The 25,385-nt window shown below is 56.3% G+C and carries 26 protein-coding genes and 1 pseudogene; 5 read left to right on the forward strand and 22 right to left on the reverse strand.

Going from position 1 to position 25,385, the window contains the following annotated elements:
* The first annotated feature begins 31 nt into the window (after positions 1-31).
* Positions 32-1,210, forward strand: a complete 1,179-nt coding sequence (locus KGFNPO_RS11480) for an anhydro-N-acetylmuramic acid kinase (protein WP_472631409.1) — start codon at positions 32-34, stop codon at positions 1,208-1,210.
* Between the two features lie 346 nt (positions 1,211-1,556).
* Here the strand turns inward: KGFNPO_RS11480 and erpA are convergent, their stop codons facing one another.
* From erpA to recA, 22 genes and pseudogenes are all read right to left on the reverse strand, one after another.
* Positions 1,557-1,907 carry an iron-sulfur cluster insertion protein ErpA gene (gene erpA / locus KGFNPO_RS11485; protein WP_472613117.1) on the reverse strand — a complete coding sequence of 117 codons (351 nt, stop codon included), beginning with the start codon at positions 1,905-1,907 and terminating at the stop codon, positions 1,557-1,559.
* A gap of 53 nt (positions 1,908-1,960) precedes the next feature.
* Positions 1,961-2,377 (reverse strand): bactofilin family protein, encoded by a 417-nt coding sequence (locus KGFNPO_RS11490; protein WP_472631410.1) that lies wholly within the window; start codon positions 2,375-2,377, stop codon positions 1,961-1,963.
* A gap of 12 nt (positions 2,378-2,389) precedes the next feature.
* Positions 2,390-3,121 (reverse strand): DUF6776 family protein, encoded by a 732-nt coding sequence (locus tag KGFNPO_RS11495; protein WP_472631411.1) that lies wholly within the window; start codon positions 3,119-3,121, stop codon positions 2,390-2,392.
* 49 nt (positions 3,122-3,170) lie between these two features.
* Entirely contained in the window at positions 3,171-4,208 is a 1,038-nt protein-coding gene (argC, locus tag KGFNPO_RS11500; RefSeq protein WP_472631412.1) for an N-acetyl-gamma-glutamyl-phosphate reductase, read from the reverse strand.
* Positions 4,209-4,447: 239 nt separating this feature from the next.
* Positions 4,448-4,747: a hypothetical protein gene (locus KGFNPO_RS11505; RefSeq protein ID WP_472631413.1), complete on the reverse strand. Its 300-nt coding sequence runs from the start codon at positions 4,745-4,747 to the stop codon at positions 4,448-4,450.
* Between the two features lie 493 nt (positions 4,748-5,240).
* Positions 5,241-5,705 (reverse strand): pilin, encoded by a 465-nt coding sequence (locus KGFNPO_RS11510; RefSeq protein ID WP_472631414.1) that lies wholly within the window; start codon positions 5,703-5,705, stop codon positions 5,241-5,243.
* A gap of 379 nt (positions 5,706-6,084) precedes the next feature.
* Positions 6,085-6,294: pseudogene (locus KGFNPO_RS11515) on the reverse strand (type II toxin-antitoxin system YafQ family toxin); the annotation flags it as partial.
* Between the two features lie 81 nt (positions 6,295-6,375).
* Entirely contained in the window at positions 6,376-6,657 is a 282-nt protein-coding gene (locus KGFNPO_RS11520; RefSeq protein ID WP_472631415.1) for a type II toxin-antitoxin system RelB/DinJ family antitoxin, read from the reverse strand.
* 85 nt (positions 6,658-6,742) lie between these two features.
* Positions 6,743-7,084 carry a type II toxin-antitoxin system RelE/ParE family toxin gene (locus KGFNPO_RS11525; protein ID WP_472631416.1) on the reverse strand — a complete coding sequence of 114 codons (342 nt, stop codon included), beginning with the start codon at positions 7,082-7,084 and terminating at the stop codon, positions 6,743-6,745.
* Positions 7,081-7,371: a type II toxin-antitoxin system Phd/YefM family antitoxin gene (locus KGFNPO_RS11530; protein WP_472631417.1), complete on the reverse strand. Its 291-nt coding sequence runs from the start codon at positions 7,369-7,371 to the stop codon at positions 7,081-7,083. The genes KGFNPO_RS11525 and KGFNPO_RS11530 overlap by 4 nt, the downstream gene beginning before the upstream one ends.
* A 336-nt stretch (positions 7,372-7,707) precedes the next feature.
* Complete coding sequence (locus KGFNPO_RS11535) at positions 7,708-8,391, reverse strand: FHA domain-containing protein (RefSeq protein ID WP_472631418.1); 684 nt, start codon at positions 8,389-8,391, stop codon at positions 7,708-7,710.
* A gap of 39 nt (positions 8,392-8,430) precedes the next feature.
* Positions 8,431-9,234 (reverse strand): Stp1/IreP family PP2C-type Ser/Thr phosphatase, encoded by an 804-nt coding sequence (locus KGFNPO_RS11540; protein ID WP_472631419.1) that lies wholly within the window; start codon positions 9,232-9,234, stop codon positions 8,431-8,433.
* A gap of 385 nt (positions 9,235-9,619) precedes the next feature.
* Positions 9,620-10,501, reverse strand: coding sequence for a succinate--CoA ligase subunit alpha (gene sucD / locus KGFNPO_RS11545; RefSeq protein WP_472613126.1), 882 nt, complete (start codon positions 10,499-10,501; stop codon positions 9,620-9,622).
* A 21-nt stretch (positions 10,502-10,522) separates the two neighbouring features.
* Positions 10,523-11,686: an ADP-forming succinate--CoA ligase subunit beta gene (sucC, locus tag KGFNPO_RS11550; RefSeq protein ID WP_472631420.1), complete on the reverse strand. Its 1,164-nt coding sequence runs from the start codon at positions 11,684-11,686 to the stop codon at positions 10,523-10,525.
* A gap of 50 nt (positions 11,687-11,736) precedes the next feature.
* Entirely contained in the window at positions 11,737-12,327 is a 591-nt protein-coding gene (locus tag KGFNPO_RS11555) for a DUF2889 domain-containing protein (protein ID WP_472631421.1), read from the reverse strand.
* Between the two features lie 242 nt (positions 12,328-12,569).
* Entirely contained in the window at positions 12,570-14,594 is a 2,025-nt protein-coding gene (locus KGFNPO_RS11560) for a nitric oxide reductase activation protein NorD (protein WP_472631422.1), read from the reverse strand.
* A 69-nt stretch (positions 14,595-14,663) separates the two neighbouring features.
* Positions 14,664-15,533, reverse strand: a complete 870-nt coding sequence (locus KGFNPO_RS11565) for an AAA family ATPase (protein WP_472631423.1) — start codon at positions 15,531-15,533, stop codon at positions 14,664-14,666.
* Positions 15,534-15,536: 3 nt separating this feature from the next.
* On the reverse strand, positions 15,537-16,895 hold the full coding sequence (locus KGFNPO_RS11570; protein ID WP_472631424.1) for a cbb3-type cytochrome c oxidase subunit I: 1,359 nt from the start codon (positions 16,893-16,895) through the stop codon (positions 15,537-15,539).
* An 8-nt stretch (positions 16,896-16,903) separates the two neighbouring features.
* A complete protein-coding gene (locus KGFNPO_RS11575) occupies positions 16,904-17,722 on the reverse strand; it encodes a c-type cytochrome (RefSeq protein ID WP_472631425.1) in 819 nt (272 codons plus the stop codon).
* Between the two features lie 60 nt (positions 17,723-17,782).
* Positions 17,783-17,914, reverse strand: a complete 132-nt coding sequence (locus KGFNPO_RS11580) for a hypothetical protein (RefSeq protein ID WP_472613133.1) — start codon at positions 17,912-17,914, stop codon at positions 17,783-17,785.
* 486 nt (positions 17,915-18,400) lie between these two features.
* A complete protein-coding gene (recX, locus tag KGFNPO_RS11585) occupies positions 18,401-18,856 on the reverse strand; it encodes a recombination regulator RecX (protein WP_472631426.1) in 456 nt (151 codons plus the stop codon).
* A gap of 261 nt (positions 18,857-19,117) precedes the next feature.
* Positions 19,118-20,242: a recombinase RecA gene (recA, locus tag KGFNPO_RS11590; protein WP_472631427.1), complete on the reverse strand. Its 1,125-nt coding sequence runs from the start codon at positions 20,240-20,242 to the stop codon at positions 19,118-19,120.
* Between the two features lie 278 nt (positions 20,243-20,520).
* On the opposite strand from recA, the gene KGFNPO_RS11595 reads away from it, so the two are divergent.
* Genes KGFNPO_RS11595 through KGFNPO_RS11610 form a run of 4 tightly spaced genes read left to right on the forward strand, consistent with a single transcriptional unit; the run spans position 20,521 to position 25,154 of the window.
* Positions 20,521-21,249, forward strand: a complete 729-nt coding sequence (locus tag KGFNPO_RS11595; RefSeq protein ID WP_472631428.1) for a response regulator — start codon at positions 20,521-20,523, stop codon at positions 21,247-21,249.
* 29 nt (positions 21,250-21,278) lie between these two features.
* Positions 21,279-22,850: a sensor histidine kinase N-terminal domain-containing protein gene (locus KGFNPO_RS11600; protein ID WP_472631429.1), complete on the forward strand. Its 1,572-nt coding sequence runs from the start codon at positions 21,279-21,281 to the stop codon at positions 22,848-22,850.
* A 1-nt stretch (position 22,851) separates the two neighbouring features.
* Complete coding sequence (locus KGFNPO_RS11605; protein WP_472631430.1) at positions 22,852-23,118, forward strand: DUF4212 domain-containing protein; 267 nt, start codon at positions 22,852-22,854, stop codon at positions 23,116-23,118.
* Positions 23,118-25,154, forward strand: coding sequence for a sodium:solute symporter family protein (locus tag KGFNPO_RS11610; RefSeq protein ID WP_472631431.1), 2,037 nt, complete (start codon positions 23,118-23,120; stop codon positions 25,152-25,154). The genes KGFNPO_RS11605 and KGFNPO_RS11610 overlap by 1 nt, the downstream gene beginning before the upstream one ends.
* The last annotated feature ends 231 nt before the right edge of the window (positions 25,155-25,385 follow it).

Raw genomic sequence — 25,385 nt, forward strand, 5'->3', positions numbered from 1 at the left:
GTTCCATAAGTCCTATAGATATCAGCCAAAAATGCGCCCTCCTCTTATGCCCAAACCCTGCCCCGATAGTCTGACCATTGGCCTCATGTCCGGCACCAGCCTGGATGGCGTGGACGGCGTGCTCGCCGCTTTCGCGGCCGATGGCAACAGTAGCAATGGCCAGATCCGTTCCATCTCAAACGCTTACATCCCGTTTCCGGATGCGCTGCGGGCCGAATTGCTGGCCCTGCAAAAGGCGGGCCACAACGAAATCGAGCGCGAAGCGCACAGCGCCAATGCGCTGGCGCACCATTACGCAGCCTGCGTGCAACAGTTGCTGGACAGCGCCGGCAACAGCGCTGGCGAGATTAATGCGATCGGCGTGCATGGGCAGACCATCCGGCACCGGCCCGAGCTGGGCTTTACCCGCCAGACCAACAATCCAGCCCTGCTGGCAGAATTGACCGGAATCGACGTGATCGCCGACTTTCGCAGCCGCGACATCGCAGCCGGCGGCCAGGGCGCACCGCTGGTGCCGGCCTTCCATCAAGCCGCATTCGGCCAGGCCGGCGAGATCCGGGTGGTGGCCAATATCGGCGGCATCAGCAACATCAGCATACTCGACAATAGTGGCAATATCGGCAATACCGGCGATCGCGTTACCGGCTTCGATACCGGTCCGGGCAATATGCTGCTCGATGCATGGATCGCGCGCCACCGGGGTTTGCCTTACGACGCCGACGGCGCCTGGGCCGCCAGCGGCACGGTGATTGCCGGGCTATTGCAAGCGCTGCTGCAGGAACCGTATCTGGCAGCGCCGCCGCCCAAGAGCACCGGGCGCGACCTGTTCCATCTGGCATGGCTGGATGACAAACTGCAAGCTTTCCCCGCCGTGGCGGCTGCAGACGTGCAAGCGACCCTGACCGCGTTCACCGCCCATTCCCTGGCCGACGCCATTGCGCGCTACGCCGGCGGCGCGGCGGCAGTCTATCTGTGCGGCGGCGGCGCTTACAATGCGCAACTGGCGGCGCTGTTGGCAACAGCCCTGCAGGCCCGCGCGCAGCACGCGCGTGTGCTGTCAACCGAGGCGCTTGGCGTAGCGCCCAATCAAGTCGAAGCGCTGGCTTTCGCATGGCTGGCGCAACGCTTCCTGCAACGCCAGCCCGGCAACTTGCCAGCCGTCACCGGCGCCAAAGGATTGCGTGTGCTGGGCGCACTTTACCCACGCTGAAACAATTGCATTTTAATGTGTACTGCTATGTGTGTTTTTGAAGTCACAATATTTACATGCGCAAATAATAGATTTTTACTGCATACCCCCTGATAATTTTAAAACTAGAAAACTATCGAGGCTGCGTTTTTGGGCTTCGCAAGCGCAGCGCCAACCTACGAAGCAGACCACAATCTCGTAGGGGCGGGTTCCAAACCCGCCCTTTCGCCGCCAAAGTGGAAGGGCGGGTTTGGAACCCGCCCCTACAACCTGAACAGGTCCACAATTATTGGTTCACATCGCATCAAAACCGTTCGGACATTAAAAAAGGACGCTTTCGCGTCCTTTTTGCGTTCTGCGCAGAAACTCAGGCAGAAAATGAAGAACCGCAACCGCAGGTGCTGCTGGCGCCCGGATTCTTGATCACGAACTGGGCCCCTTCCAGATCATCCTTGTAATCGATCTCGGCTCCGACCAGATATTGGTAACTCATCGAATCGATCAACAACTGCACCCCGTTCTTGGACATCGTGGTGTCGTCTTCATTGACGACTTCGTCGAAAGTGAAGCCGTACTGGAAGCCAGAGCAGCCGCCGCCCTGCACGAATACGCGCAGCTTCAGATCGGGATTGCCTTCTTCGGCTATCAGGTCAGCGACTTTTTGTGCGGCGCTGTCGGTGAAAATTATCGGCGCAGGCATTTCGGTAACAGCATTCATTTCAGACTCCTACTTAGGGACAATATAAGACGATTATAGACGTTCACCGCAACTCATGCTTTGGACGCGGCCAGCTTAAGTATTGGCTCTTCTGCTAGCTGCTCCACTGACTCTGCTGCCGGTTGCCCGTGCGTCAGTCTGCCGGCGACCAGCGCGCCACCATGCATTTCCAGGGTTTTGTAAAACACATCGCCAGTTATGCGGGCTTTCGGCTGCAATTCAAGCAGCTCGCTAGAATGCACCGCACCGATAATCTCGCCGTTGACCACCAGATGCGCGCCGCGCACCTCGCCGGTGATTCTGGCCAGTTCGGAAATCACCAGCATGCTGGTCTGGCCGGGTTCCGCAATCACGTCGCCGTTGATCTTGCCGTCGATGCGCAAACCGCCCTTGAAATGCACATCGCCCTCGATAGTGGTCGTTACGCCGATCAGGCAATCGATAGTATTACTGGGCTTACGTTTGAACATGCCGCACCTCCTTTACAAATTGGCAGACTGATGGGCCAAGATCTTGCCCTGCTCCAGCACCCGCGCCTCGACTGTTTTTACCACTGCGCCGGCAGGCAACTTCAGCACCCCGTCGATGCGCTGATAATGCTTGAATTGCAGCTTGAATCTGGCAGCTTGCGCCGATTTTTGTTCCGGGTAAAGCAGCACTAGCTCCTTTCCCGCCAGCGACAGCGTCACCGCCAACTGCAAAGTGCCTGAAAAATCACGCACAGCGCGGCCGCCCTGCATTGCCAGCAAGCGGTAACGCAATTGACCGGGCCGCGCCATTTCGAGTGTCAAGCGACGGATACTGATGCCGGCCGGACCCGTTGCGGTGGGCAGCAGACTCTCGAAAAAAGCCAGGTCTTCCTTCATCTGCGCATTGGCAGCGCTCAGATTTTTCACCTGCAACGCCAGTTGCTGCTGTGCCGAACGCTCAATATTCAAGCTGGAATCGGCCGCATCGGCAATCGCCGACAAGCGGTCGCGCTCGCTGGTCAACTGCCGGACTTGTTGCTCCAACTCGGCAATGCGCTGCCGCGACGCACCGGGATCAAAGCCGGTGAAGCTTCGCCCCAGATCGTAAGCCAGCAAGGCCATGACGCCAGCCAGACCGATTGCGACTGCGGCAATCAGGGTTTTCAACGACCAGTGCAATTGACGCTTGATGGTCATCTTCGAGGCCGACACCGACAGCCGCTGAGATCGTAACTTACGCTTCAATGGAACGCGATCCGGATTGCTGTATCAATCACTCACCTCAAGCATCAATTCAAGGCAATACCGGCACATGCAGCAAACCCGTCGTCTCAGCCACATTGAACATCAGATTCATGCATTGCACCGCTTGCCCGGATGCGCCCTTGACCAGATTATCCTGCACCACCAGCACCACCACCATATCGCCGTCGTCGGGCCGGTGCAGCGCCAGACGCAGCATATTGGAAGCGCGGGTGGAGCGGGTTTCCGGATGGCTGCCGAACGGCATCACATCGACGAACGGCTCATCCCGGTAGGCATCCTCGAACAACGCTTGCAACGCTTGATTGTCGATTTCTTTGGTCAGGCGGGCGTACAGGGTCGAATGCATGCCGCGTATCATCGGCACCAGATGCGGCGAGAACAGCAAGCCGACTTTTTCTGTGGTCATGCGCTGCAATTGCTCCACCGTTTCCGGCTTGTGGCGATGGCCCGAGACGCCGTACGCCTTGAAGTTGTCGCTGGCTTCGGCGAACAAGAAACCGATTTCCGCCTTGCGGCCCGCGCCCGAGACGCCGGATTTGCAATCGGCGATCAGGTGCGACGCATCGACCACACCAGCCTTCAGCAAAGGATAAAAACCCAGTTGCATGGTGGTCGGATAACAGCCGGGGTTGCCGACGATACGCGCGCGCGCAATCGCCGCACGGTGCAATTCCGGCAAGCCATACGCTGCTTCCGCCAGCAGACCCGGGCAGCTATGCGGCATGCCGTACCATTTTTCGAACTGCGCGGTGTCCTGCAGCCGGAAATCGGCCGCCAGATCGATCACCTTGACGCCCGCATCCAGCAACGCTGGTGTCTGCGCCATGGCGACGCCGTGCGGAGTGGCGAAGAACACCACATCGCACTCGGCCAAAGGCGCTGTTTCCGGCGCCGAAAATGCCAGCGACACGCGCCCGCGCAACGACGGATACAGTTCCGCCACCGGCAAGCCGTTTTCCTTGCGTGAAGTAATAGCGGTGAACTGCACTTCCGGGTGCGTCGCTAACAGGCGCAACAATTCGACGCCCGTGTAGCCCGTACCGCCGACGATACCGACTTTGATCATGTTTTTTCCTGGGAATGCTTGAACTTGGGCCCATATTTTAACAGCCGAAGCTTACATCGCAATCACCCGGGAAGTGCAGTCGGACAGCCGCAAAGATACATTTTCTGTTCTCTGGCAGGTGTGCGGCAGGGAATTCATGCCGGTCATAGGCATAGCGATCGCGCACAAACGCCCCAGCATTAAAAAACCGGGGCATTCACGCCCCAAGTCGGACTTTATTTTATCGGCACAGCACCAAGCTATCCGATCTGAGCGCCACGCGGCTTGAACTGCTTGTCGCTTATACGAAACTTGTTGCGCCGGTCGCCCATCAACAAACGCAGATCCGCGATGCTCAAATTGGTGACCTCATGCATCCGAATTAACAGTGACGCACCAACCGGTATCCTGCGGTGACGAATCTTGCTGATCATCGGTGGCGCCACCTCCAGCGCACGTGACAGAGCGGCGTCGTTTTTCAGATTGAGTTTTCCGATGACCGATGCTAACAAGTTATCAGGGGCGTATTGAATTTGATCAGGTAGATTTTGAATATTCATACTGGCTCCTCTTACTCTCTCACTATGGGTTGAAGTAACCCAATTGTGATCAATTGTAACAATGAGTCTTTTGATAACTCGCAATACAAATCGCGTAAAACAGCAAGCGCTGTTAATAAATATCAGCTAAAAAGTCAATCACATCTTGCAAAAGATGTGCACAAAGCGTAGCCCAGGTCGGGCTGTTGGCTATTTACGACAGCAAGGCGCTAGATCGCGAGATTATGACGGATGAAGGGTGCTGGAAAAGCCTGGCGGAAAGTCGGGAAATTGGGTGGCGGCGCAGGCTTAGGTAGGGCGTAATAAGCGCAGCGCATTGCGCCGAATGCGCAAACCACAAGCGCCGTCGGTGTTGCGGCACACCGACATACGGCTTTTTGCATGGCGACGCTCAATCATCGGCGCAAACGAAAAAACACCCCACGAATGGGGTGTTTCGGTTTGTCGCCGGTCATGCAGCGCAATACGCTACGCCATTGCGCCGTATGTGGGCTTAAACAGCTGCAACATCAAAGCCAGTTTTAGCCTTTGTGCAATTAGTACCAGTAGTAATATATTGCCAAGTAATGTTGGCGGTATCGACAGTGCCTGTAGCCGTAATTACACAACTGTTTAATGTGGAATTTCCAGTTAGTATGAATATTGCTGTGGTAGAGGTAAATGTTCCGCGTGTAACAGTAATTGCATCTTTTGCCGCTTTTGTCGGCATGGTTATGCCGATCAAAGTATCGGTATTACACTTAGTAGCATCCCCTGCGTTTTCTTGTATGCAAATTGCCGTTGTTGTTTTAACCGAATCAATTGAAGCGACGCCATCCTGGAATTTCGCACGAGTGACGTAATCTTGATACTGCGGAATTGCCACCGCCGCCAAAATACCGATAATCGCAACAACAATCATCAATTCGATCAGCGTAAAACCGCGTTGTGCGCTCTTCATTATTTTCATCGATTTCATTTTATTTCTCTCTGTGGTTAGCAATGCTGACAGTCGGTCTGCCATGCTTACCTATTAGCAAATGTTGTGCCAAAGCAAAAAGCGGCTGATTACAACGTTTTCTGCTTAAAAAATGTGCGCAACAGGAATATTTTTGTCGCTGGCTGACAATAATTGTCAATCCCGGCATGGATTGTCAGATTGTCACAGCACCCGAAGCAGGCTTCACCGGTCTTGGCTGGATGCGCTGCGCCTTGCGAGACCGGTGCACATAAAATAAACATGGGGGTATGCCATTAAATATGCGACTTCCCGCATATTTTTAAAGCGGCGCGAATAAATACATGACAGGGTATTTGTTGCGGCTTGAACACATTCATTATTAGTACGCGTGCAAGCGTCATTCGTTGAACAGTTTGGCGTGCGTGCCTGCACGCACAAAGTTGATGGCGTTGCCCTCGACCTGATAGATCACCAAAAAGTCGCCGCCAATATGGCATTCCCGGCAATCGGTCCAATCGCCCTTGAGCGGGTGATCCAGCCATTCCGGGCCGAGCGGCGCATCGTTCGCGATCAGCAACAGCATCGCCTCCTTGAGACGGATCATGTCGTAGCGCCCCGAGCGTGAAAGGCTGTCCCAGTCTTTGAGGAAAGACTTGGTGTAATCCGATGCACGTGGGAGCGGGGGCGCTTATTTGCGACTGTTCTTTTCGAGGTCATCGAATAGCGCGTTAGCGGCGGCAAAGCCGGTACGGCGAGAGGTCAACATGGCACGAGACTCTTCCATAGCCGCACGGGTCTCCTCGTTTGGCACCTTGAGTTCAAGCGGAAATGCCTGATCGACGACCACGCGGCGTAAAAACAGACGGACAGCATCGGACACCGTCATGCCCATTGCAGCAAGCGCCTGGGTCGCTTGCGCTTTCGTTTCATCGTCCACCCGGACGTGAAGCATTGAAGTTTGTACAGTCATGATTTGATCCTCCTATGGATTTTTCCATAGTGTATCTCATATGCGATACAGTCAAGTCGTTTGGGCTGCTTCAAGGCGCGGGATATCAATGAAGAGATGCATTAATTAACCGGCGCATCAGAAGTGTTTGCAAGTCCCGTTTCTGGTCGCAAATGACATGAATAATAATTCGACTATTTGCAACTTCCACCGCATAGATGATGCGGTTTTTGCTGGTCAGCATTTGACGATAATTTGTTATCCCCAGTGCCGCAAGGTCTTGGCACACGGCACCGGCATAGGGCTGATCTTCAAGAATTGACACTGCATGCCTGATTTGGTCAGATGCAGTTTTCCAGACTTGCTTCGACCAATTTTGAACCACATAGCCTTTCAGTTCCTTGATGTCTGCTTTGGCGTTATTGGTGAACCAGGATTGATAAGTCACTCCGGCGTTCCATTGACGCCATCCATGTCTTCATCGAGTTCTGCAAATACAGACTGCGCCGAACTGAATTCACCGTGTTCAACTTGCTGCCTGCCCAGCGCCAATATTTTAAGTAGTGCGATTGTCTGCTGCGTTTGTTCCCAACTATGGATGTCCTGAACCACACAGGTAGCCTCACCATTTTGGGTAATGATAATGGGTTCGCGTGTTGCCGTGATTTCAGCAATAACTTTGGCAGAATTATCTTTAAAATAACTTATTGGCTTGATTTGCTGTGAGTAAAGCATGATGTTGCTCCAGGGTGTAGGTGGGCATACAAGTCACTTTAAAGACCGAATTAAGTCTTGTCAATGCATGCTTGCTCACGGCGGAGCACGTAGCGCCGGATGATTGTGATGCACGGAAACCTTCTATTCGCGTGGTGCTTTTTTATATAGTCCATGCTTACGCCTGAATTTGCGCAATACAACAAATGGGTTTACCGAGCCCCGCAATATTGATGGCGATTGTGGTCTGCATAATCGGCGCAATGCGCTTCGCTTATTGACGCCCTACTTTTAGGATGGGCGTTCACCTGTCGATTAGCGCATGCGCTATCAAAGAATGTGCAACAAATATTGGCTTTATTTCAAGCTGAACTGCATTTCGGTGCCGGCCAGATCGAACACATCGCCATCCTGCAGCGCTTGGGCTGTGGTGCCTATGGTTTGACCGTTGACAGTCGGCCGGCGGTCGCCTTCGATGTGGGTAATTGCGTAGCCTTGCGGGCTGCGGGTGATGACGGCGACCTGGATGCCGGGGCGGCCGATGGTGGTGAGCGCCTTGGTGAGGTGCATTTCCTTGCCGCTGCCGGTGCCGCTGATGATTTTAATGCTGGCTGGGCGGACGCCGTCGTCGTGCATTTCAGACGGGTTGTAGACCTGCGTGTTTTGTGCGTCTGGTATGACTTGCGTTAGGGTGTTGACGGCGTCGCTGGTATCGGAGTGATTGGCTGCGCTGCTGTCGCGTTGTTGCACTTGGACCTGGGTCTGGTATTTGATCCGGTATCTGGCCAGTTCGATGACGTCGCCATTTTGCAGGAAATGCTTTTTGACCGGCTGGCCGTTGACCTGAGTGCCGTTGGTGCTGCCCAGGTCTTCCAGGAAGGAGTCGTCCTGTATGGTGGTGATAACGGCGTGCTGACCGCTGATGGCGAGGTTGTCGATGACGATGTCGTTGCTGGGTCGGCGTCCGATGGTGATGCGCTCTTTCGAGAGCGTCATTTCCTGCAATACCGCGCCGTCTGCCATGAGAATGATTTTGGCCATGCTGTTTCTCCTGCGATCTATCTGATTCCTAGTAGCCCATTATGGGGCGTAGCCGTGATTGTCGCGTGCTTTCATCAAAACTACCGAGACATTATCCTGCCCGCCATGCGCATTGGCGCAGGCGACCAGTTGCGCGCAAGCGTACGGCAAGTTGGACCGGTTGGCATGCAGCAGACCGGCGATCTGTTGGTCCGGCACCATTTCGGTCAAGCCGTCCGAACATAACAGCGCGATGTCGCCGGCTTGAAAATCGTGGTCGTGCAGTTCGACTTCGAGCAGCGGATCGACGCCCAGCGCACGGGTGATGATGTTGCGGTTTCTGGACAGCGCCGCCTGCCCGGGCGTAATCAGGCCGGCCGTGATTCGCTCCTGCAGCAGCGAATGGTCGCGGGTCAGTTGTTGCAGCGTGCGCCCGCGCAGCCGGTATAGCCGCGAATCGCCGACGTGGGCGACGCTGAGCGTGTTTTCATACTGCAGCGCCAGCACCAGCGTGGTGCCCATGCCGCGGCAACCGATTTGGCTGTGGGCGGCCTGCAGGATGCGGGCGTTGGCCAGACCGATTGCGTCCCGCATCCAGCCATGCAGATGCTGCCGCACTTCGACCGGGGCAGTGTTTGCGTGGTTCAGCAGAATGCCTTCCAGCGCCTGTTGGATGATGGTCACGGCCATGCCGCTAGCCACTTCGCCGGCCAGATGACCGCCCATGCCGTCAGCCAGCAGCGCGAAGCCACAACCCGCGCATGCCGGACTGATGGCGACCGCGTCTTCATTGTGGCGGCGCACCTGACCGATATCGGTCAAGGCGGCGAATTCGAGGTTGCTGTGTGCTGGCTCTGGGGTCATCGGGACAGTTTAGCTAAAAAATGCAAGCGGAAGACACAATAATCTGCCAGCCAAGGGCTGGGCGTCAATAGCGGCCGGGAATGAGTGTTCTTGTAGGATCGCACCCGGGCGCGATCAACGTCTGCAGTCTGGCGACTGCTTTCGCGCCCGGGTGCGCTCCTACAGAAACCACTTCGGTTTAGAAGTCTCTTATAGCGTGCTGAATAATTACTGCCTAATTATTATAGGGGGTATATGCAAAAAATATGATGTTGCCGCTTTGTTTAATTGTGATATTAAAAATACACTTATATGTATATATCGTACAGCAGGCATTGTCGGGCCAAAATAAAACGGGAAGCCGCAGCTCCCCGTTGTTACTTCCGTTACTTCCAGCAACTATGAATTACAGCATTGCCTTGAGCAAACGCGCCATTTCTGACGGGTTTTTGGTGGTTTTGATGCCGCAGGCTTCCATGATGTCGAGCTTGGCTTGCGCAGTGTCGGCGCCGCCGGAGATCAGCGCACCGGCATGGCCCATGCGCTTGCCGGCAGGTGCTGTCACGCCGGCGATGAAGACCACTACCGGCTTCTTCATGTTTTCCTTGATCCAGTAAGCCGCATTGGCTTCGTCCGGGCCGCCGATCTCGCCGATCATGATGACTGCATCGGTGTCTGGATCGTCATTGAACATCTTCATGATGTCGATGTGCTTCAGGCCATTGATCGGGTCGCCGCCGATGCCGACTGCCGACGATTGGCCCAAACCGAGTGCGGTCAGTTGGCCGACTGCTTCATAGGTCAGCGTGCCGGAGCGCGACACCACGCCGATACGGCCTTTCTTGTGGATGTGGCCTGGCATGATGCCGATCTTGATTTCGTCCGGTGTGATCAGGCCTGGGCAGTTCGGGCCCAGCAGCAACGTTTTGCTGTTGGCTTTTGCCATGCGATCTTTCAGGATCATCATGTCGCGCACCGGGATGCCTTCGGTGATGCAGATGGCCAGATCGAGTTCGGCTTCAACCGCTTCCCAGATCGCTGCTGCCGCACCGGCTGGCGGTACGTAGATGACGGAGACTGTCGCGCCGGTGGCGGCTTTGGCGTCGGATACGCTGCCAAAAATCGGGATGCCTTCGAAATCTTCGCCGGCTTTTTTCGGATGCACGCCAGCTACGAAGCAGTTCTTGCCATTGGCGTAATCGCGGCAGCCACGGGTGTGGAACTGCCCGGTCTTGCCGGTAATGCCTTGGGTGATGACTTTTGTATCTTTATTGATCAGGATCGACATATAGGTTCCTTGTGCGATGTTTTAGGCGTTGGCGGCAGCGACGGCTTGCTTGGCTGCATCTTCCATCGTGTCGGCGGCGAGGATAGGCAGACCGGAGTCGGCCAGCATTTTCTTGCCGATGTCTTCGTTGGTGCCCTTCATGCGCACTACCAATGGCACATCGAGCGACACCGCTTTGGCGGCTGCGATCACGCCTTCGGCGATCACATCGCAGCGCATGATGCCGCCAAAGATGTTGACCATGATGGCTTTCAAGCCCGGGTTTCTCAGCATCAGCTTGAAGGCTTCGGTCACTTTCTCGGCTGTCGCACCACCGCCGACGTCGAGGAAGTTGGCCGGTTCGCCGCCGAACAATTTGATCGTATCCATGGTGGCCATCGCCAGACCGGCACCGTTGACCAGGCAGCCGATGTTGCCGTCGAGCGAGATGTAGGCCAGGTCAAATTTGGATGCTTCGACTTCGGCTGGATCTTCTTCGTCCAGATCGCGGTAAGCGACGATTTCGGGTTGACGGAACAGCGCGCTGTCGTCGAAGTTGAACTTGGCGTCGAGCGCGATAACTTTGCCGGAGCCGGTCAGAATCAATGGATTGATTTCGGCCAGCGAAGAATCGGTTTCCCAATACGCTTTGTACAAACCTTGCAACTGCGTGCGGGCGTCGGCAAGCGATGCTGCCGGTACGCCGATTTTGGTGGCGATATTGTCAGCTTCGGCGTCAGTCAGGCCGACGCTAGGGTCGATGGCGACTTGGTGGATCAATTCCGGGTGGCTTGCGGCCACTTCTTCGATGTCCATCCCACCTTCGCTGGAAGCCATCAGGACTACGCGCTGGCTGACACGATCGGTCACCATGCTGACGTACAGTTCTTTCTGGATGTCGGCGCCTTCTTCGATCAGCAGCCGACGTACTTTCTGGCCTTCTGGGCCAGTTTGATGCGTGACCAGTTGCATGCCGAGGATTTGGTTGGCGTATTCGCGTACTTGTTCGAGCGTTTTAGCGACTTTTACGCCGCCGCCCTTGCCACGACCGCCGGCATGGATTTGCGCCTTGACGACCCACACCGGACCACCAAGGGTTTCGGCTGCTTTAACTGCTTCATCTACGGAATTGCACGGAATACCGCGCGGAACCGTGACTCCGAACTTGCGGAGAATTTCTTTGCCCTGATACTCATGGATTTTCATGCGAGGTTCCCTTCAGACGCTTAGGTATGGATAAAAAACTATGGATAAAACTAACTGGCTGGATTGCCTGGGATATCTGCTGGCGAGGTGGCGGCCCAGCGTGGATAGTATTTCGCGACCGCCGCACCATCGGTACGTAATGCATGGCAGCGGTCGAGTTGAAATGGTTTTTGGCTTTGCGGGTCGGCACCATCGCCATCGCGGGTATCGAGCACCTCGCCGGCAAACGCCTGGATCGCGGCAGTCGGCAGAATCTGCGCCAGTTCCGTCAGATGGGTGCAGCCGTGCGTGCCTGACAGCAGTTGCTTGAGCTGATGCCGAAAACCGGACAGCAGATTCAATCCGACCATTTTCTGATAATCGGGGCCAATCGTGTTGCAATAACTGGGATAAGGCACGGCGTCGGAAACCGCTTCGGCCGCAACGATATTGAACTCGATGTCAATCGTCAGGCGCAGCCAAAGTTCATGGATCGGCGTATTGGCCGGGCGCACGCCGGAAGCGAGCGGGATGTCGCGGGTCTTGACATCGGTAATGCAGGCGTCGATGTCCCATAGGCCATCTTCGCGTGCAAACGCTTCGATACGAATGGCGCGCGTGTGCTTGCGGATGCGCGGGACAGCGGGTGGTGAAAGGGGCATAGGGACCAATGCCGAACAAATCGGCGAAATTAATCAAGCCGCAATTGCGTGCGTTACCGCAGCTTCTACGGATTTGTACGATAGCAGCCGCTCATGCGGCACTGCAATAAGCGGAAAAGTGTAGCACATTGAGACAGTGTTACAGAATAATGCTTATTATCATGTCGAATATTGAGTTGCATAAAATACCGTAGTTTTATCGGCCTAAGACCCGCGCATCGACCCGCTCCACAGACAAAAATTCAGGCTTTGATCAGGGTCCTGAGGATGTCCACCAACACCACCGGCAGCCGCTCGGGATGTTGCAACACCGCGTAGCGTCCAGGTCCGAACACGCTGGCCAGATACTGCGGGGCCTGGCGGTCGACCGTCAGGCAAAACGGATGGATCGCCTGCAACCTAGCTTCGGCCACCGCCTGGCGCATGTCTTCCACGCCGTAGCGGCCTTCGTAATGATCGACATCGTTCGGCTTGCCATCGGACAGCACAATCAGCAGGCGGTGCTGGGCCGGGCACGTATTGAGCGAGGCCGTCAGATGACGAATGGCGGCCCCGGCGCGGGTATAGCGTTGCGGTTCCAGCGCCGCGATACGGCGTTCGATCAGGGTGCCGGGGCTCTCGTCAAAACCTTTCAGCGGCCACAGCGCCACGTTATGCGGGCCTTCACCGGAAAACGCCTGGATGCAGAACGGATCGCCCAGCACCACCAGCGCGCGATAGACCAGCAACAGCGCTTCTTTCTCGACGTCGATGATGCGCAAATCCTGCGTCACCCAGCCGTCGGTCGAGCCGCTGATATCGATGAGCAGCGCAATCGCGATATCGCGCCGCGCCGGCCGCGCCGACTGATACCAGCGCTCTTGCAACGGCAAGCCGGCGCGCCGTTCGGCGTAACCATTAACAAAGGCGCTAATATCAATCTCATCGCCATCCGGCTGGCGACCTTGGCGCACCCGACGCGGACGCAAGCCTTCGAAGCGGCGCAAAATCAGTTGCAAGAGCGCATGGCGTTTCTGCAGCACCGCTTCGGCCCAAGCCGGGTCGCCTTGAGCGGGCGCCTGGAGCCGCACAATCGCGCCCTGTCGATGGTAACCGCCGATGCGGCAATCCCATTCCGGATACACGATTCCCGCAGCGACCTCAGCAGCAGGCGCATGCAATATTGCACGCCGCTCCAGCGCATCATCGCAAACCAGGATTTCCGGCGCTGGTCGCGGCGTAGAGATCAGGCGCGCTTCGGCCAATTCGGACAGAGAATCGGCCAGGTCGCCCGGGTCTGCGCTGTCGTCGCGATCGGTCGGGCGCTGCAAACCCATCGGATCTTCCACATGTTGCTGCGGATCGTCCATCTGCAGCATCCACATGCCCTGTTCCTGCTGATCATCTTCATCCTCGCGCGGTTCGCGTACTTCCGGCCGGCGCGCTAACTTTGCCTGACGTTGCGGTTTGGCTGATGCATCCGCTGCCGGTTCGCTGCCGCACTGCAATTGCTGCTGCCCCGACGCCAGCACAGTCGCACCCAGCCACAGACCTTTGCGCATGCCGCGATAGTGCGCATCGATGGTTGCCATTTGTTGTGCCGTGGCAATTGCCCAGGCCAGCGAATCGGCAGCCGTAGATGCCAGCACCAATGGTGCCGGAATAACCGCAGGAAATGCGCACAGCACGCGCGCATACATGTCTTCAATAGCTCGTTCCGGCGCATTGAGCAGCGCCGGTCGCGGGCGTTCTGACAATGTGGCGCGACGCAGCGCTAGTAAATCCGGCACGACGCCGGGGAAATCCCTGGCCAACGCATGATCGACTGCTGCGGCTTCGCTTAAGCAAAACAAATCCTGCACCAGTGCGTTTGCCATGCAAGGCGATGCGGTGCCAGTGCTAGTGTTGCGCAGCGCACGCCCGGCCTGCTGCAAGGCGAGAGCGCGGAATGTCGCCAAGGTCGCCAATGCGGCCGGATTGCCAGGCACCAAGCGCAGCGGAAGGAAAATTTGCGTGCCGTCATGGGCCGGCAGCGCATACGGCTCGATCAAGTGGCTAGCCGTGCGCTTGAACAGTCGCGCTAGCGCAGTCTGCGGCGCAGGCAATTGCGCCACGCGCAAGCCGATATGACGGCCGTATGCGGCCGCCAACAACAGTTCCAGCCGGTGCCGATATGGCAGCAAGGTATGGGAATCAGGCTGATCGCGGTCGCCTCGCTGCCATAACCGCGACACGAATACGGTCGCATGGCGGGCCGCGTCGATGATGAGTTCTTCTGGTTCGGCCATGGCAGTAGGATGGGTGCAACCCATCTTGTAAGTTCAATATGCGATGGGTTGCACCCATCCTACGGCTGCTCAATCGATCAGCACTGCATCGACCAGGTCGCGCATCGCGGCAATCATGCCGGGATCGTCTGACAGCGGCGATACCAGACCGACATAACAGGCCAGACGCGGCGCAATGCCGTTGGCGATCAGGCGTGCGGTGGCGACCAGCAAGCGCGGGCTGGGTACTTCAGCCAGGCCACGGTCGCCAAGATGGCGAATGCGGCCGGCCAGCGCGACCAGATCGTGCACTATCGCGCGGTCGGCACCGCTTTCATGGACGATGATGTCGACTTCGCGCTCTGCTGGCGGGAAATCGAATTCCAGCGCAACGAAGCGCTGCCGCGTGCTGGGTTTTAAATCCTTGGAAACATGCTGGTAGCCCGGATTGTAGGAAATCACCAGCTGGAATCCGGGCGCTGCCTCGATATGTTCACCGGTCTTGTCGACCGGCAAAATCCGGCGGTAATCAGTCAGCGGATGGATCACAACCACCGCATCCTGACGCGCCTCGACCACTTCATCGAGATAACAGATCGCGCCCAATCGCACCGCTCGCGTCAGCGGCCCATCCTGCCAAACGGTGCCATTGTCCCGAATTAAAAAGCGCCCAACCAGATCGGCAGCCGACAGATCATCGTGACATGACACCGTCACCAGAGGACGCTTGAGACGCCAAGCCATATGCTCGATAAATCGGGTTTTGCCGCAGCCGGTGGGGCCTTTCAGCATCACGGCCAGACTACGCAAATGACACTGCGTAAATATGCTGATTTCATCGCCCAGCGGCAGATAGTAAGGTTCAATGCTGGCAGGCTGGAGTTGCGGGTGAGTTTGAGAGTAAAGCAAGCTCTGGCGCGTATCGGCCAATCTGCAGCTTGCTTCTGCCAAGCCTTCCATCGCTTATATTGCCGCTGGTGCCGGCACCACATTGAGCGCATCACTGCTGAGTTTTGGAGCGCTACGAAAAAAATCCCAGATGAACAGGCCTGCGCCAAGCGTAAACATCGTGGCGGTCGTAATCAACATCAAAAAGTGCACCTGCAACTTGAGTTGCGTATCCAGGTAACCCAGGCCAAGAATACGCTCCAGATACACCTGGCCGATACCGGCGGTGCCAAACGACAGCACCATGCCGAACATGCCGGCAATTTGCAGCCAGAAAGCCCCGTAGCCGATACTGCTGCCTTCCACCCGGCGATTGTTGGTCAGGCTGGGCAGCGCATAAGTGATCATAGCCATTACAATCATTGCATACCCACCGTAGAACGCCCCGTGGCCATGCATCGCCGTCACCAGTGTGCCGTGGGTCCACTTGTTGACGTCAGGCAAGGTGTGCGCCAGCCCGAGCAAGCCAGCGCCAAACACGGTAAATACCGCACTGCCTATGGTCCAGTGCACGGCCAGCGCATTAGGATGAGACAGCCCCGAGCGGCGCATCGCAAAATAGGCAAACATCGCCATCCCGAGCAATGCCAGCGGTTCCAGCGCGCTGAAAAAACCCCCAATCGGAAGCCAGTAATGCGGTACGCCAATCCAGTAATAATGGTGGGCGGTGCCGATGATTCCTGCCAAAAAAACCAGGCCGACGATGACGTACAGCCATTTTTCCATCACTTCGCGATCGGCGCCGGACAGGCGTATCAGCAGGTACGCCAGCAAGCCGCCCTGAATCATTTCCCACACACCTTCCACCCACAGATGGATGGTCCACCAGCGGTAAAAGATGGCTACCGTGTAATTATCGTACTCAACCAGGGCTGGCAAATACAGTAATGCCGCCAGCGCCAGACCAGCTACCAGCACGCCTTCGGTGACGGTCCAGCGCCCTGCCTGCCTGATCGTCATCAGGATGTTGTAAAGGAACAGCAACATCACAATCACAATCACGATTTTCAGCGGAAACGGCTGCTCCAGCAACTTGTTGCCGGCAGTCCAGCCGAACATATAACCAACTACGGCGGTCACGCCCATCAGCGTCCAGGCCACCAGTTGCACATACGCGAGTTTGGTACTGTAGATTTCACCGCGCGATTCTTCCGGCACCACGTAATACGTCGCTCCCATGAAGCCGGTTAAGGTCCAGACAATCAACAAATTGGTGTGAATCGCCTTGACCTTGTCGAATGAAAGAATATTCAACAACGGGTCCGGGCCAAGGTATTTTGACGCAGCAAGCAAGCCAAACACCAGCTGCAAACCGAACAGACACATGGCAACAGCAAAATACCAATATGCAACGGATTGTGAGCGATAGCGCATGGCAGCTCCTATTTCAAAGTTTCTAAATAAGCAACGAGAGTGTCGATTTGTTCGGGTGTGAGGTCAGTCGCGAAGCTGCTCGGCATAAAGGACTGGCCGTTGGCCGAATACATCGGGCCGGTGACAAGATACGCGCTGGGTTTGGCGATCGATTCGCGAATATAGTCGGCAGGGGTTTTGGCGCTGCCTTTGTAATCGGGCGAAGCAATGACTGTGGCAGCATGCGCCCCCAGCCCAGCCAGCGAAGGTCCGGCCAGATTCACCCCGGGAGAAACCGAGTGGCAAGCAAAGCAAGCAGGCGGCGTAGATTTGAACAAAGCTTCACCCTTGGCAACCGGTTCCGAGGATGCGGCGACTGCCTTAGTTGGCTGGCCGACATCCGAGCCGGGAATCGCGGCCCCCGACACGATAATCGGGCGAGGCGGCCAGCCCTGATTGTCAATGTGGCCAACCCAGTCGAGGAAAGCGATGACATTGTCGATGTCCGCCGTGCTCAGATTCGGATTTGGCATCAGCCGCCGATGATTTTGCTCCGAATAGAATTTCGATGGATCTTTCAGGAAAGCCTGCAAATAAGGTGCGCCGCGCTGCTGCGTGATCTTGGTCAGATCCGGCGCGTAATATGCACCCTCGCCCATCAAGGTATGGCAATTGATGCAATTGTTGTTGTGCCAGACGTGTTTGCCGCTGATTACCGCAGGTGTAATTTTTTCTGCATGGGTCAGTTCGCTAAAGCGGGTATGGCTGTGAACCGTCATGACGATGAATAGCACGGCCGTGGCGGCAGTGCAAAGAATGAAAAAAAGCCGTCCTTGTCGTTTAGTCATCGCGGCCATCCTTTTTTTTATTGAAACCAGGGCGAATCACAAGCAGCCTGACAGGCAGATTTACACGCTAATACCACTCCAGTTGCTAATTGAAATTACTGCCGCATAGCCGACCGCCAGCACCATCAGTGCCAGAACTACCATGCTGAAAATTTTGAGGGGTGGGAAAAACCGGGAAGTGCGACTTGTCATGGTTGTCTCCATTTCGGTCGGGGGTAAATCTATGCGCTACATTAATATCAATTCGACATTAACTGTTTTTTCGTCGCATGAAATTTGACAAATATCAAAAAAGCAATGAAAAAGACAATCGAAACAACTGTTCAATAACTGGGGTTATGCACGGTCCACTAAAAACAGGAAAGGCACGAAAAAGATGGGAATGAAGTGCCTCGGAACAGCTGTCCAAGTTGCCAATCGAAGGTTCGGCACATTTTCAATACTAGCTTTAGTATATTTTGTTATCGCAATGAATATATGCGAAAAACTCAATAAAAATGGTAATACTCCTTGTTTTTTCACAATTCAATGGATTCTGAATCCTGTTTGTGCTTTGGTGTCTTTCGTGGACATTGTTTTTTGCCGATGGAATCGCCGACCGTTTGCTGGGCTGTTTTTGAAAAAGCCGAGCAGACGCTCGGCACTCCCACACTCCCAGTTACTCGCCGCAATCCCGAATTAATCGTCGCAATCGACAACGCCGCGCATGGCGGCCTGGATGGCGCGATGGGAGAAACCGCGCTGCTGCATGAAGCGCATCTGCTTGGCGCGTTCGGTGGCATCGGTAGCAGGAGTGCCAAACTTTTTGCGCCAGACTGCGCAGGCGCGCGCGACCTCATCCACAGCCAGTTCCGTCTTGATTTCGGTCAGTGCCTCGCCGCCAATGCCGTGGCTCTGCAATTCAGCGAGGATGCGGCTGTTGCCGTAACGTGCCGCACGCCGATTGATCAGGGCTTCGGAAAATCGGGTCTGCGACAACCAGTTTTGCGCTTCCAGAAAATCCAGCAGAGCTTCGATATCATCGGATGCTTCTGCGTAGCGGGCGAGCTTGCGCCCCAACTCCGCACGACTGTGCTCTCGCATAGACAGATATCTAAGCGCACGCGCTTTCAGGCTGATTTTTAATGCGGCCATGATTTTAAATCGGCAAAAGCCGGCGCGTAGGATGGGTGAAACCCATCATTTGCGTTGATAGCGATTGAAAAGTGATGGGTTTCACCCATCCTACGAAACTGTATGTTGTGCTTCGCAAGTTCAGCGCCAACGCTTGTGCTACGGCGCCAACCATTCTCTCGTAGGGGCGGGTTCCAAATCCGCCCGCGCACTTTGGCGGCAAAAGGGCGGGTTTGGAACCCACCCCTACGGACACTCATACTCCTGACAACAGGAAGCGCGTTAAGGCTGCACTGGTTCCGCGTCCTTATCCTTATCCTTGCCCTTGTCTTTATCCTTGTCTTTGTCCTTGGCTTTTAACTTGGCTTGGACATCTGCAGCAATCGGCGGCAACTCCCGCACACCTAGCGATACCCGTACCTTGTTCTCGATTTCGCGCGACAGTTCGGGGCGCTCTTTCAGGTAACTGCGGGCATTATCCTTACCCTGTCCGATGCGTTCGCCGTTATAACTGTACCAGGAACCGCTCTTTTCAACGATCTTGGCATCGGCACCGAGATCGAGTATTTCACCTTCGCGTGAAGTGCCTTCCCCATACAAAATATCGAAATGCGCTTCCCTGAACGGTGGGGCAATTTTGTTCTTGACGACCTTGACCCGAGTTTCGTTGCCGATGACTTCATCGCCGGACTTGATCGATCCGGTGCGACGAATATCCAGTCGCACCGATGCGTAAAATTTCAGCGCATTGCCGCCGGTCGTGGTTTCCGGGTTGCCGAACATGACGCCGATCTTCATGCGGATCTGGTTGATGAAGATCACCAGCGTATTAGTACGGTTGATGCTGCCGGTCAGTTTGCGCAGTGCCTGCGACATCAGTCGCGCCTGCAGGCCTGGCAGCGAATCACCCATGTCGCCTTCGATTTCGGCGCGCGGCGTGAGTGCTGCGACCGAGTCGATGACGATCAGGTCAACGCTGCCGGAACGCACCAGCGCATCGGTAATTTCAAGCGCCTGTTCACCGGTATCCGGCTGAGAAATCAGCAAATCCGACAGGTTAATGCCCAATTTTTTGGCGTAACCGACATCCAGCGCGTGTTCGGCATCGATAAAGGCACAGGTGCCGCCGAGCTTTTGCATTTCTGCAATGACTTGCAGGGTTAGCGTGGTTTTGCCGGAGGATTCCGGTCCGTAAATCTCAACCACGCGGCCGCGTGGCAAGCCGCCGACACCCAGTGCAATATCCAGGCCGAGCGAACCGGTGGAGACCACCTGCACTTCTTCGACCACCGCGCCATCTTCCATGCGCATGACCGAGCCCTTGCCAAACTGTTTCTCGATTTGGGCCAACGCGGCAGCGAGGGCTTTGCTCTTGTCCGTAACGGGAGCGGCTTTCTTATCGTCCATAAGTTTCTTTCAGCAGTGAGGGCGCGGTTGCAGCGTACAGTATTCGCGGTAATGATCGAGTTGAATTATGTCACAAATAGTACTGTATAAAAAAACAGTGAAAATTGCAAGTAAATTTCGATCCCGGTAATCATACTTGAAACTGGAAGCCCGCTGCGCCTTGCTGCCGGGATTGAAACGCAATAGACTGTAAGTCATATCCTGCGAGCATCAAGGCGTTCATTTTCGCTGCGGCTCGCTCATGTTCCTGCTTACTTTTTTATGACTAATTAAAAACCATGCGTATCCTGCTTGCGGAAGACGATAGTGTGCTCGCCGATGGTCTGACCCGTTCTTTGCGTCAGGCCGGTTATGCGACCGATTACGTGCAAAACGGTCTGGAGGCCGATTCTGCCTTGTCCACTCAGGATTTCGATCTGCTGATTCTGGATCTCGGCCTGCCCAAGATGCCGGGCCTGGAAGTGTTGCGGCGTCTGCGCGCCCGCAATTCGCATTTGCCGGTATTGATCCTGACCGCAGCCGATTCGATCGAGCAGCGCGTCAAGGGACTCGATCTGGGGGCTGACGATTACATGGCCAAACCGTTCGCGCTGTCCGAGCTGGAAGCTCGGGTGCGCGCACTCACACGACGCGGCGCCGGCGGCGGCCCGACTGTCATCAAGCATGGCCCGCTGACCTATGACCAGGTTGGCCGTACTGCCTACATCGATGAACAAATGCTGGACCTTTCGGCGCGCGAACTCGGTTTGCTGGAAGTGCTGCTGCAGCGCACCGGACGCCTGGTTTCCAAGGATCAGCTGGTAGATCATCTGTGCGAATGGGGCGAAGAAGTCAGCAATAACGCGATTGAAGTCTACGTACATCGCCTGCGCAAGAAAATCGAGATCGGCGGGGTACGCATCGTAACGGTGCGCGGCATCGGCTACTGCCTTGAAAAATTCCCTGAGACGCCCAACGCCAATACTCCCGGCGCTTCCGGCAACCCTGCTGCATCGACGCCGCGCTAGCACCATCATGATCCAGTCCTGAGCTAGCTATGAGCGACGCTAGAAAAGTGGACGCCAGTGCTGCCGATACCGCATCGACTGCATCACATTCATTGCCCGCTACGCCAGCGGCCCAGCCGATTGAGCCGATCCAGCGCTCCTTGTTCGGTGAAATCCTGGACTGGATGCTGGTGCCTTTATTGCTGCTGTGGCCGATGAGCATCGCCATCACTTACATCGTCACCAAATCGATCGCCAACCAGCCGTTTGATCATGCACTGGAAGACCGGGTCGCGGTGCTGGCGCAGCAAGTCAAGCAGGTGAACGGCAAAGTCGTCACGCAAACCAGCGCCGCTTCACGCGACATGCTGCGGGCCGACGATATCGATTACGTGTATTTCCAGGTTCAGGGACCGCATGCGGAGTTCATCGAAGGCGACCGCGACATGCCGGTGCCGGCGCCGCAGGACGCGGAGAAACCTCTGCCCGGCATCATCGCATTTCGCAACGATACGATGCACGGGACAGAAATTCGGGTCGCCTACACCTATGTCGATTTGTACCGCTGGCAGTCGCAATCGAATATAACCGCCTCGAAAGAAACGGCAACGGCGCTGGTGCAGGTCGGTGAAACTCTGGACAAACGGGCCCAGCTTGCCAATGAAATCATCAAGGGCGTGATCATGCCGCAGTTCATCATTCTGCCAATCGCGCTGGCGCTGGTCTGGCTGGCGCTGTCGCGCGGGCTGCTGCCGCTGGCGGAACTGCAGCAACGCATTCGCAACCGGCGGCTGGACGATTTGAGCCCGATCGACTCGGGCCAGGTGCCGGAAGAAATTTCGCCGCTGATAAATTCTTTCAATGACATGCTGGTGCGGCTATCGCAATCGACCGAGATGCAGAAACGCTTCATCGCCGATGCCGCGCACCAGATGAAAACGCCGCTGGCGGGGATGCGCATGCAATCCGAACTGGCTCTGCGCCAGACCGATCAGGATGAAATCCACCGTTCGCTGCTGCAATTATCGAAAAGCTCGGAATCGGCCACGCGCCTGGTCAATCAATTGCTGGCGCTGGCACGCACCGAAAACCAGACCCCGGCCGCCAAACCGTTCGAGCCGCTGGAATTGTCGGAACTGGCGCGCAATGCGGTGCAGGACTGGGTGCAAACCTCTTTTGCCTATCGCATCGACCTGGGCTTCGAGTCGCCGGGGCACCCGATCATGATCAGCGGCAATCCGCTGATGCTGCGCGAACTGCTCAACAATTTGATCGATAATGCGCTGCGGTATACGCCGCCGCAAGGCTACGTCACCGTACGCGTGCGCAGCGACGCAGACAATGCGCAAGCGTTTCTGGAAGTCGAAGATACCGGGCCGGGCATCCCTGCCATCGACCGCAGCCATATTTTCGAACGCTTTTACCGCATCCTGGGCAGTAATGTCGAAGGCAGCGGACTCGGCCTGGCGATCGTCAAAGAGATCGCCCTGCAACACGATGCAGTAATCGATATTTTCGACAATCCGCATCAGAACGATCCGAAATTTCCCGGCAGCCTGTTTCGCATCACTTTGCACATGAAACCGCGCCCTGCCATCGACATGATCGAGGATCTGGGCTGATATGGCACGCCCCAGCCGGCAATTCGCACCGCGCGCCAATCACTGGCGCGCCACCAAGCGCCTGACAGCGGTGCTGCTCCTGACGTGGCTGATCGTCACTTTCGGTAGTATTTTTTTCGCCCGGGAACTGTCCGGCCTCACCCTGTTCGGCTGGCCGGTGTCGTTTTACATGATGGCCCAGGGCGTGCCGTTAATTTACGTGGTCATTCTAGGCATCTATGCCTGGCGCATGCGCACCCTCGACCGGCGTTGCAGGAGCGAAGACTGATGGCGGACAAGGCTTTCAACCGAAAGCTCCGGCGCTATTATTCCTGGTACACCCTGGGTCTGATCCTGTTCCTGGGCGCACTCTCGATTCTGGAATTCGAAGGTGTGCCGCGGGCCTGGATCGGCTATCTGTTTTTGTTCGCCACCATCGCGCTGTATGCCGGCATTGGCGTGATGAGCCGGACCTCCGATGTGGCGGAATATTATGTGGCCGGACGGCGCGTGCCGGCCATGTTCAACGGCATGGCGACCGCTGCCGACTGGCTGTCGGCGGCCAGTTTCATCAGCCTGGCCGGCGGCCTGTACTTGCAGGGTTTCGACGGCATGGCGTATATCGTCGGCTGGACCGGCGGTTATTGCCTGGTCGCCTTGCTGATCGCACCTTTCCTGCGCAAATTCGGCCAGTACACTATTCCCGACTTTTTGGCGGCACGCTACAGCGGCTACCACGGCGGCAACCCGGTGCGAATCCTGGCGGTGATTGCCACCGTTCTGGTCTCATTTACTTATGTAGTGGCGCAAATTTACGGCGTCGGCCTGATCACATCGCGCTTTACCGGAGTCGATTTTTCGGTCGGAATATTCCTCGGGCTGGCCAGCATCCTGGTGTGCTCCTTCATGGGCGGCATGCGCGCCATCACCTGGACCCAGATTGCGCAATACATCATCATGATTGCCGCCTACATGATCCCGGTGTTCTGGCTATCGGCCAAGCACACCAGCGTGCCAGTGCCGCAAATCGCTTACGGCGCAGTATTGGCGAAAATCGGCCAGGCCGAAAAAAAGCTGGAAAACGATCCGAAAGAACAGCAAGTGCGCACCATCTTCAAGCGCGTCGCCGCCGATTACACACAGAAAATGGAGGCGCTGCCGGCCTCGCTGCAGCAAGGCCGCGCCGTATTGCAGAGCCAGGTTGATCGCCTGAAAAAAAACGGCGCGACCCTGATCGATATCAAGATCGCCGAGCGGGCATTGTCGAGCTACCCAAAAACCAGCGAAGAAGCCCACAGCCTTTGGAGCCAGGCGCGGCGCCATAATCTGGCGCGGGCCGACTCCATCCTCGACCATAGCACGCCCTTTCCGGCCCAGGATGCGGCTGCCTCCGACATCAAGCGCAACAATTTCCTGGCACTGGTGTTTTGCCTGATGGTGGGAACCGCCGCCTTGCCGCACATCCTGCTGCGCTACTACACCACGCCATCGGTGCAGGAAACGCGGGCTTCGGTGTTCTGGTCGCTGTTTTTCATCATGCTGATCTACATCACCATCCCGGCGCTGGCGGTACTGGTGAAATATGAAATCTATACGTCGCTGGTGGGCACCGCCTTCACCAGGCTGCCGGCGTGGGTGTCGTACTGGGCCAACATCGACAAGATCGCGCCGCTGATCTCGATCATCGACATCAACCATGACGGCATCGTGCAACTGGCCGAGATCGCCATCGACGGCGACATCATCGTGCTGGCCACGCCGGAAATCGCCGGGCTGCCGTATGTGGTCTCCGGCCTGATCGCTGCCGGCGGTCTGGCGGCGGCATTATCGACTGCCGACGGCTTGCTGCTGACCATCTCAAACGCGCTGTCGCACGATATTTATTACAAAGTGCTGGACCCGAGCGCATCGACCCAAAAACGTCTGACGATTTCCAAACTGTTGCTGGTGGTGGTGGCGCTGGTGGCCGCCTATACCGCATCGCTGAAACCGGGCGACATCCTGTCGATGGTGGGCGCCGCATTTTCAATGGCGGCTTCGGCGCTATTTCCCGCACTGGTGCTGGGCGTGTTCTGGAAGCGCGCCAACCGGCAAGGCGCCATCGCCGGCATGGTCACCGGCTTTGCCGTATGCGTGTATTACATAGTGCATACGCATCCGGCTCTGGGCGGCAGCAGCGCCGGGCTATGGTTCCATATCGCGCCGATCTCGGCCGGCGTGTTCGGCGTGCCAGCCGGAATGCTGGCGCTGATTGTCGCCAGCCTGGCGACACCGCCACCCACGCAAGAAACGCTAGTCTTTATCGACCATATCCGCGCGCCTTGACCGCCCTCTCCCCCAACCCCTCTCCCGCAAGCGGGAGAGGGGAGCGAAATGAGTCGCTACACGATTTTCACATTAAATTGCAGCGGAAATGAAAAAAACGGCAGAACGAACAAGTTTCGTTCTGCCGTTTTTTATGCTTATTGACGTGCAATTACATGGGCTGAGTATAGCCAAAAATTACATTATTTCCGCATATAAACAGAGCGCCTTTAAATATACTATGCCAACAAC

Source organism: Gelidimonas diazotrophica, from assembly GCF_055694025.1.

Bases quoted from the DNA above. Each gene is read 5' to 3' on its own strand.
- KGFNPO_RS11520 (WP_472631415.1), bottom strand. From the start codon at position 6,657: ATGACTGTACAAACTTCAATGCTTCACGTCCGGGTGGACGATGAAACG.
- KGFNPO_RS11565 (WP_472631423.1), bottom strand. From the start codon at position 15,533: ATGGAAGGCTTGGCAGAAGCAAGCTGCAGATTGGCCGATACGCGCCAG.
- recX (WP_472631426.1), bottom strand. From the start codon at position 18,856: ATGGCCGCATTAAAAATCAGCCTGAAAGCGCGTGCGCTTAGATATCTG.
- KGFNPO_RS11595 (WP_472631428.1), top strand. From the start codon at position 20,521: ATGCGTATCCTGCTTGCGGAAGACGATAGTGTGCTCGCCGATGGTCTG.
- recA (WP_472631427.1), bottom strand. From the start codon at position 20,242: ATGGACGATAAGAAAGCCGCTCCCGTTACGGACAAGAGCAAAGCCCTC.
- KGFNPO_RS11560 (WP_472631422.1), bottom strand. From the start codon at position 14,594: ATGGCCGAACCAGAAGAACTCATCATCGACGCGGCCCGCCATGCGACC.
- KGFNPO_RS11600 (WP_472631429.1), top strand. From the start codon at position 21,279: ATGAGCGACGCTAGAAAAGTGGACGCCAGTGCTGCCGATACCGCATCG.
- KGFNPO_RS11535 (WP_472631418.1), bottom strand. From the start codon at position 8,391: ATGGCCAAAATCATTCTCATGGCAGACGGCGCGGTATTGCAGGAAATG.
- sucD (WP_472613126.1), bottom strand. From the start codon at position 10,501: ATGTCGATCCTGATCAATAAAGATACAAAAGTCATCACCCAAGGCATT.
- KGFNPO_RS11580 (WP_472613133.1), bottom strand. From the start codon at position 17,914: ATGACAAGTCGCACTTCCCGGTTTTTCCCACCCCTCAAAATTTTCAGC.
- KGFNPO_RS11480 (WP_472631409.1), top strand. From the start codon at position 32: ATGCGCCCTCCTCTTATGCCCAAACCCTGCCCCGATAGTCTGACCATT.
- sucC (WP_472631420.1), bottom strand. From the start codon at position 11,686: ATGAAAATCCATGAGTATCAGGGCAAAGAAATTCTCCGCAAGTTCGGA.
- KGFNPO_RS11505 (WP_472631413.1), bottom strand. From the start codon at position 4,747: ATGAATATTCAAAATCTACCTGATCAAATTCAATACGCCCCTGATAAC.
- KGFNPO_RS11610 (WP_472631431.1), top strand. From the start codon at position 23,118: ATGGCGGACAAGGCTTTCAACCGAAAGCTCCGGCGCTATTATTCCTGG.
- KGFNPO_RS11570 (WP_472631424.1), bottom strand. From the start codon at position 16,895: ATGCGCTATCGCTCACAATCCGTTGCATATTGGTATTTTGCTGTTGCC.
- erpA (WP_472613117.1), bottom strand. From the start codon at position 1,907: ATGAATGCTGTTACCGAAATGCCTGCGCCGATAATTTTCACCGACAGC.
- KGFNPO_RS11575 (WP_472631425.1), bottom strand. From the start codon at position 17,722: ATGACTAAACGACAAGGACGGCTTTTTTTCATTCTTTGCACTGCCGCC.
- argC (WP_472631412.1), bottom strand. From the start codon at position 4,208: ATGATCAAAGTCGGTATCGTCGGCGGTACGGGCTACACGGGCGTCGAA.
- KGFNPO_RS11605 (WP_472631430.1), top strand. From the start codon at position 22,852: ATGGCACGCCCCAGCCGGCAATTCGCACCGCGCGCCAATCACTGGCGC.
- KGFNPO_RS11540 (WP_472631419.1), bottom strand. From the start codon at position 9,234: ATGACCCCAGAGCCAGCACACAGCAACCTCGAATTCGCCGCCTTGACC.
- KGFNPO_RS11490 (WP_472631410.1), bottom strand. From the start codon at position 2,377: ATGTTCAAACGTAAGCCCAGTAATACTATCGATTGCCTGATCGGCGTA.
- KGFNPO_RS11530 (WP_472631417.1), bottom strand. From the start codon at position 7,371: ATGCTTTACTCACAGCAAATCAAGCCAATAAGTTATTTTAAAGATAAT.
- KGFNPO_RS11510 (WP_472631414.1), bottom strand. From the start codon at position 5,705: ATGAAATCGATGAAAATAATGAAGAGCGCACAACGCGGTTTTACGCTG.
- KGFNPO_RS11555 (WP_472631421.1), bottom strand. From the start codon at position 12,327: ATGCCCCTTTCACCACCCGCTGTCCCGCGCATCCGCAAGCACACGCGC.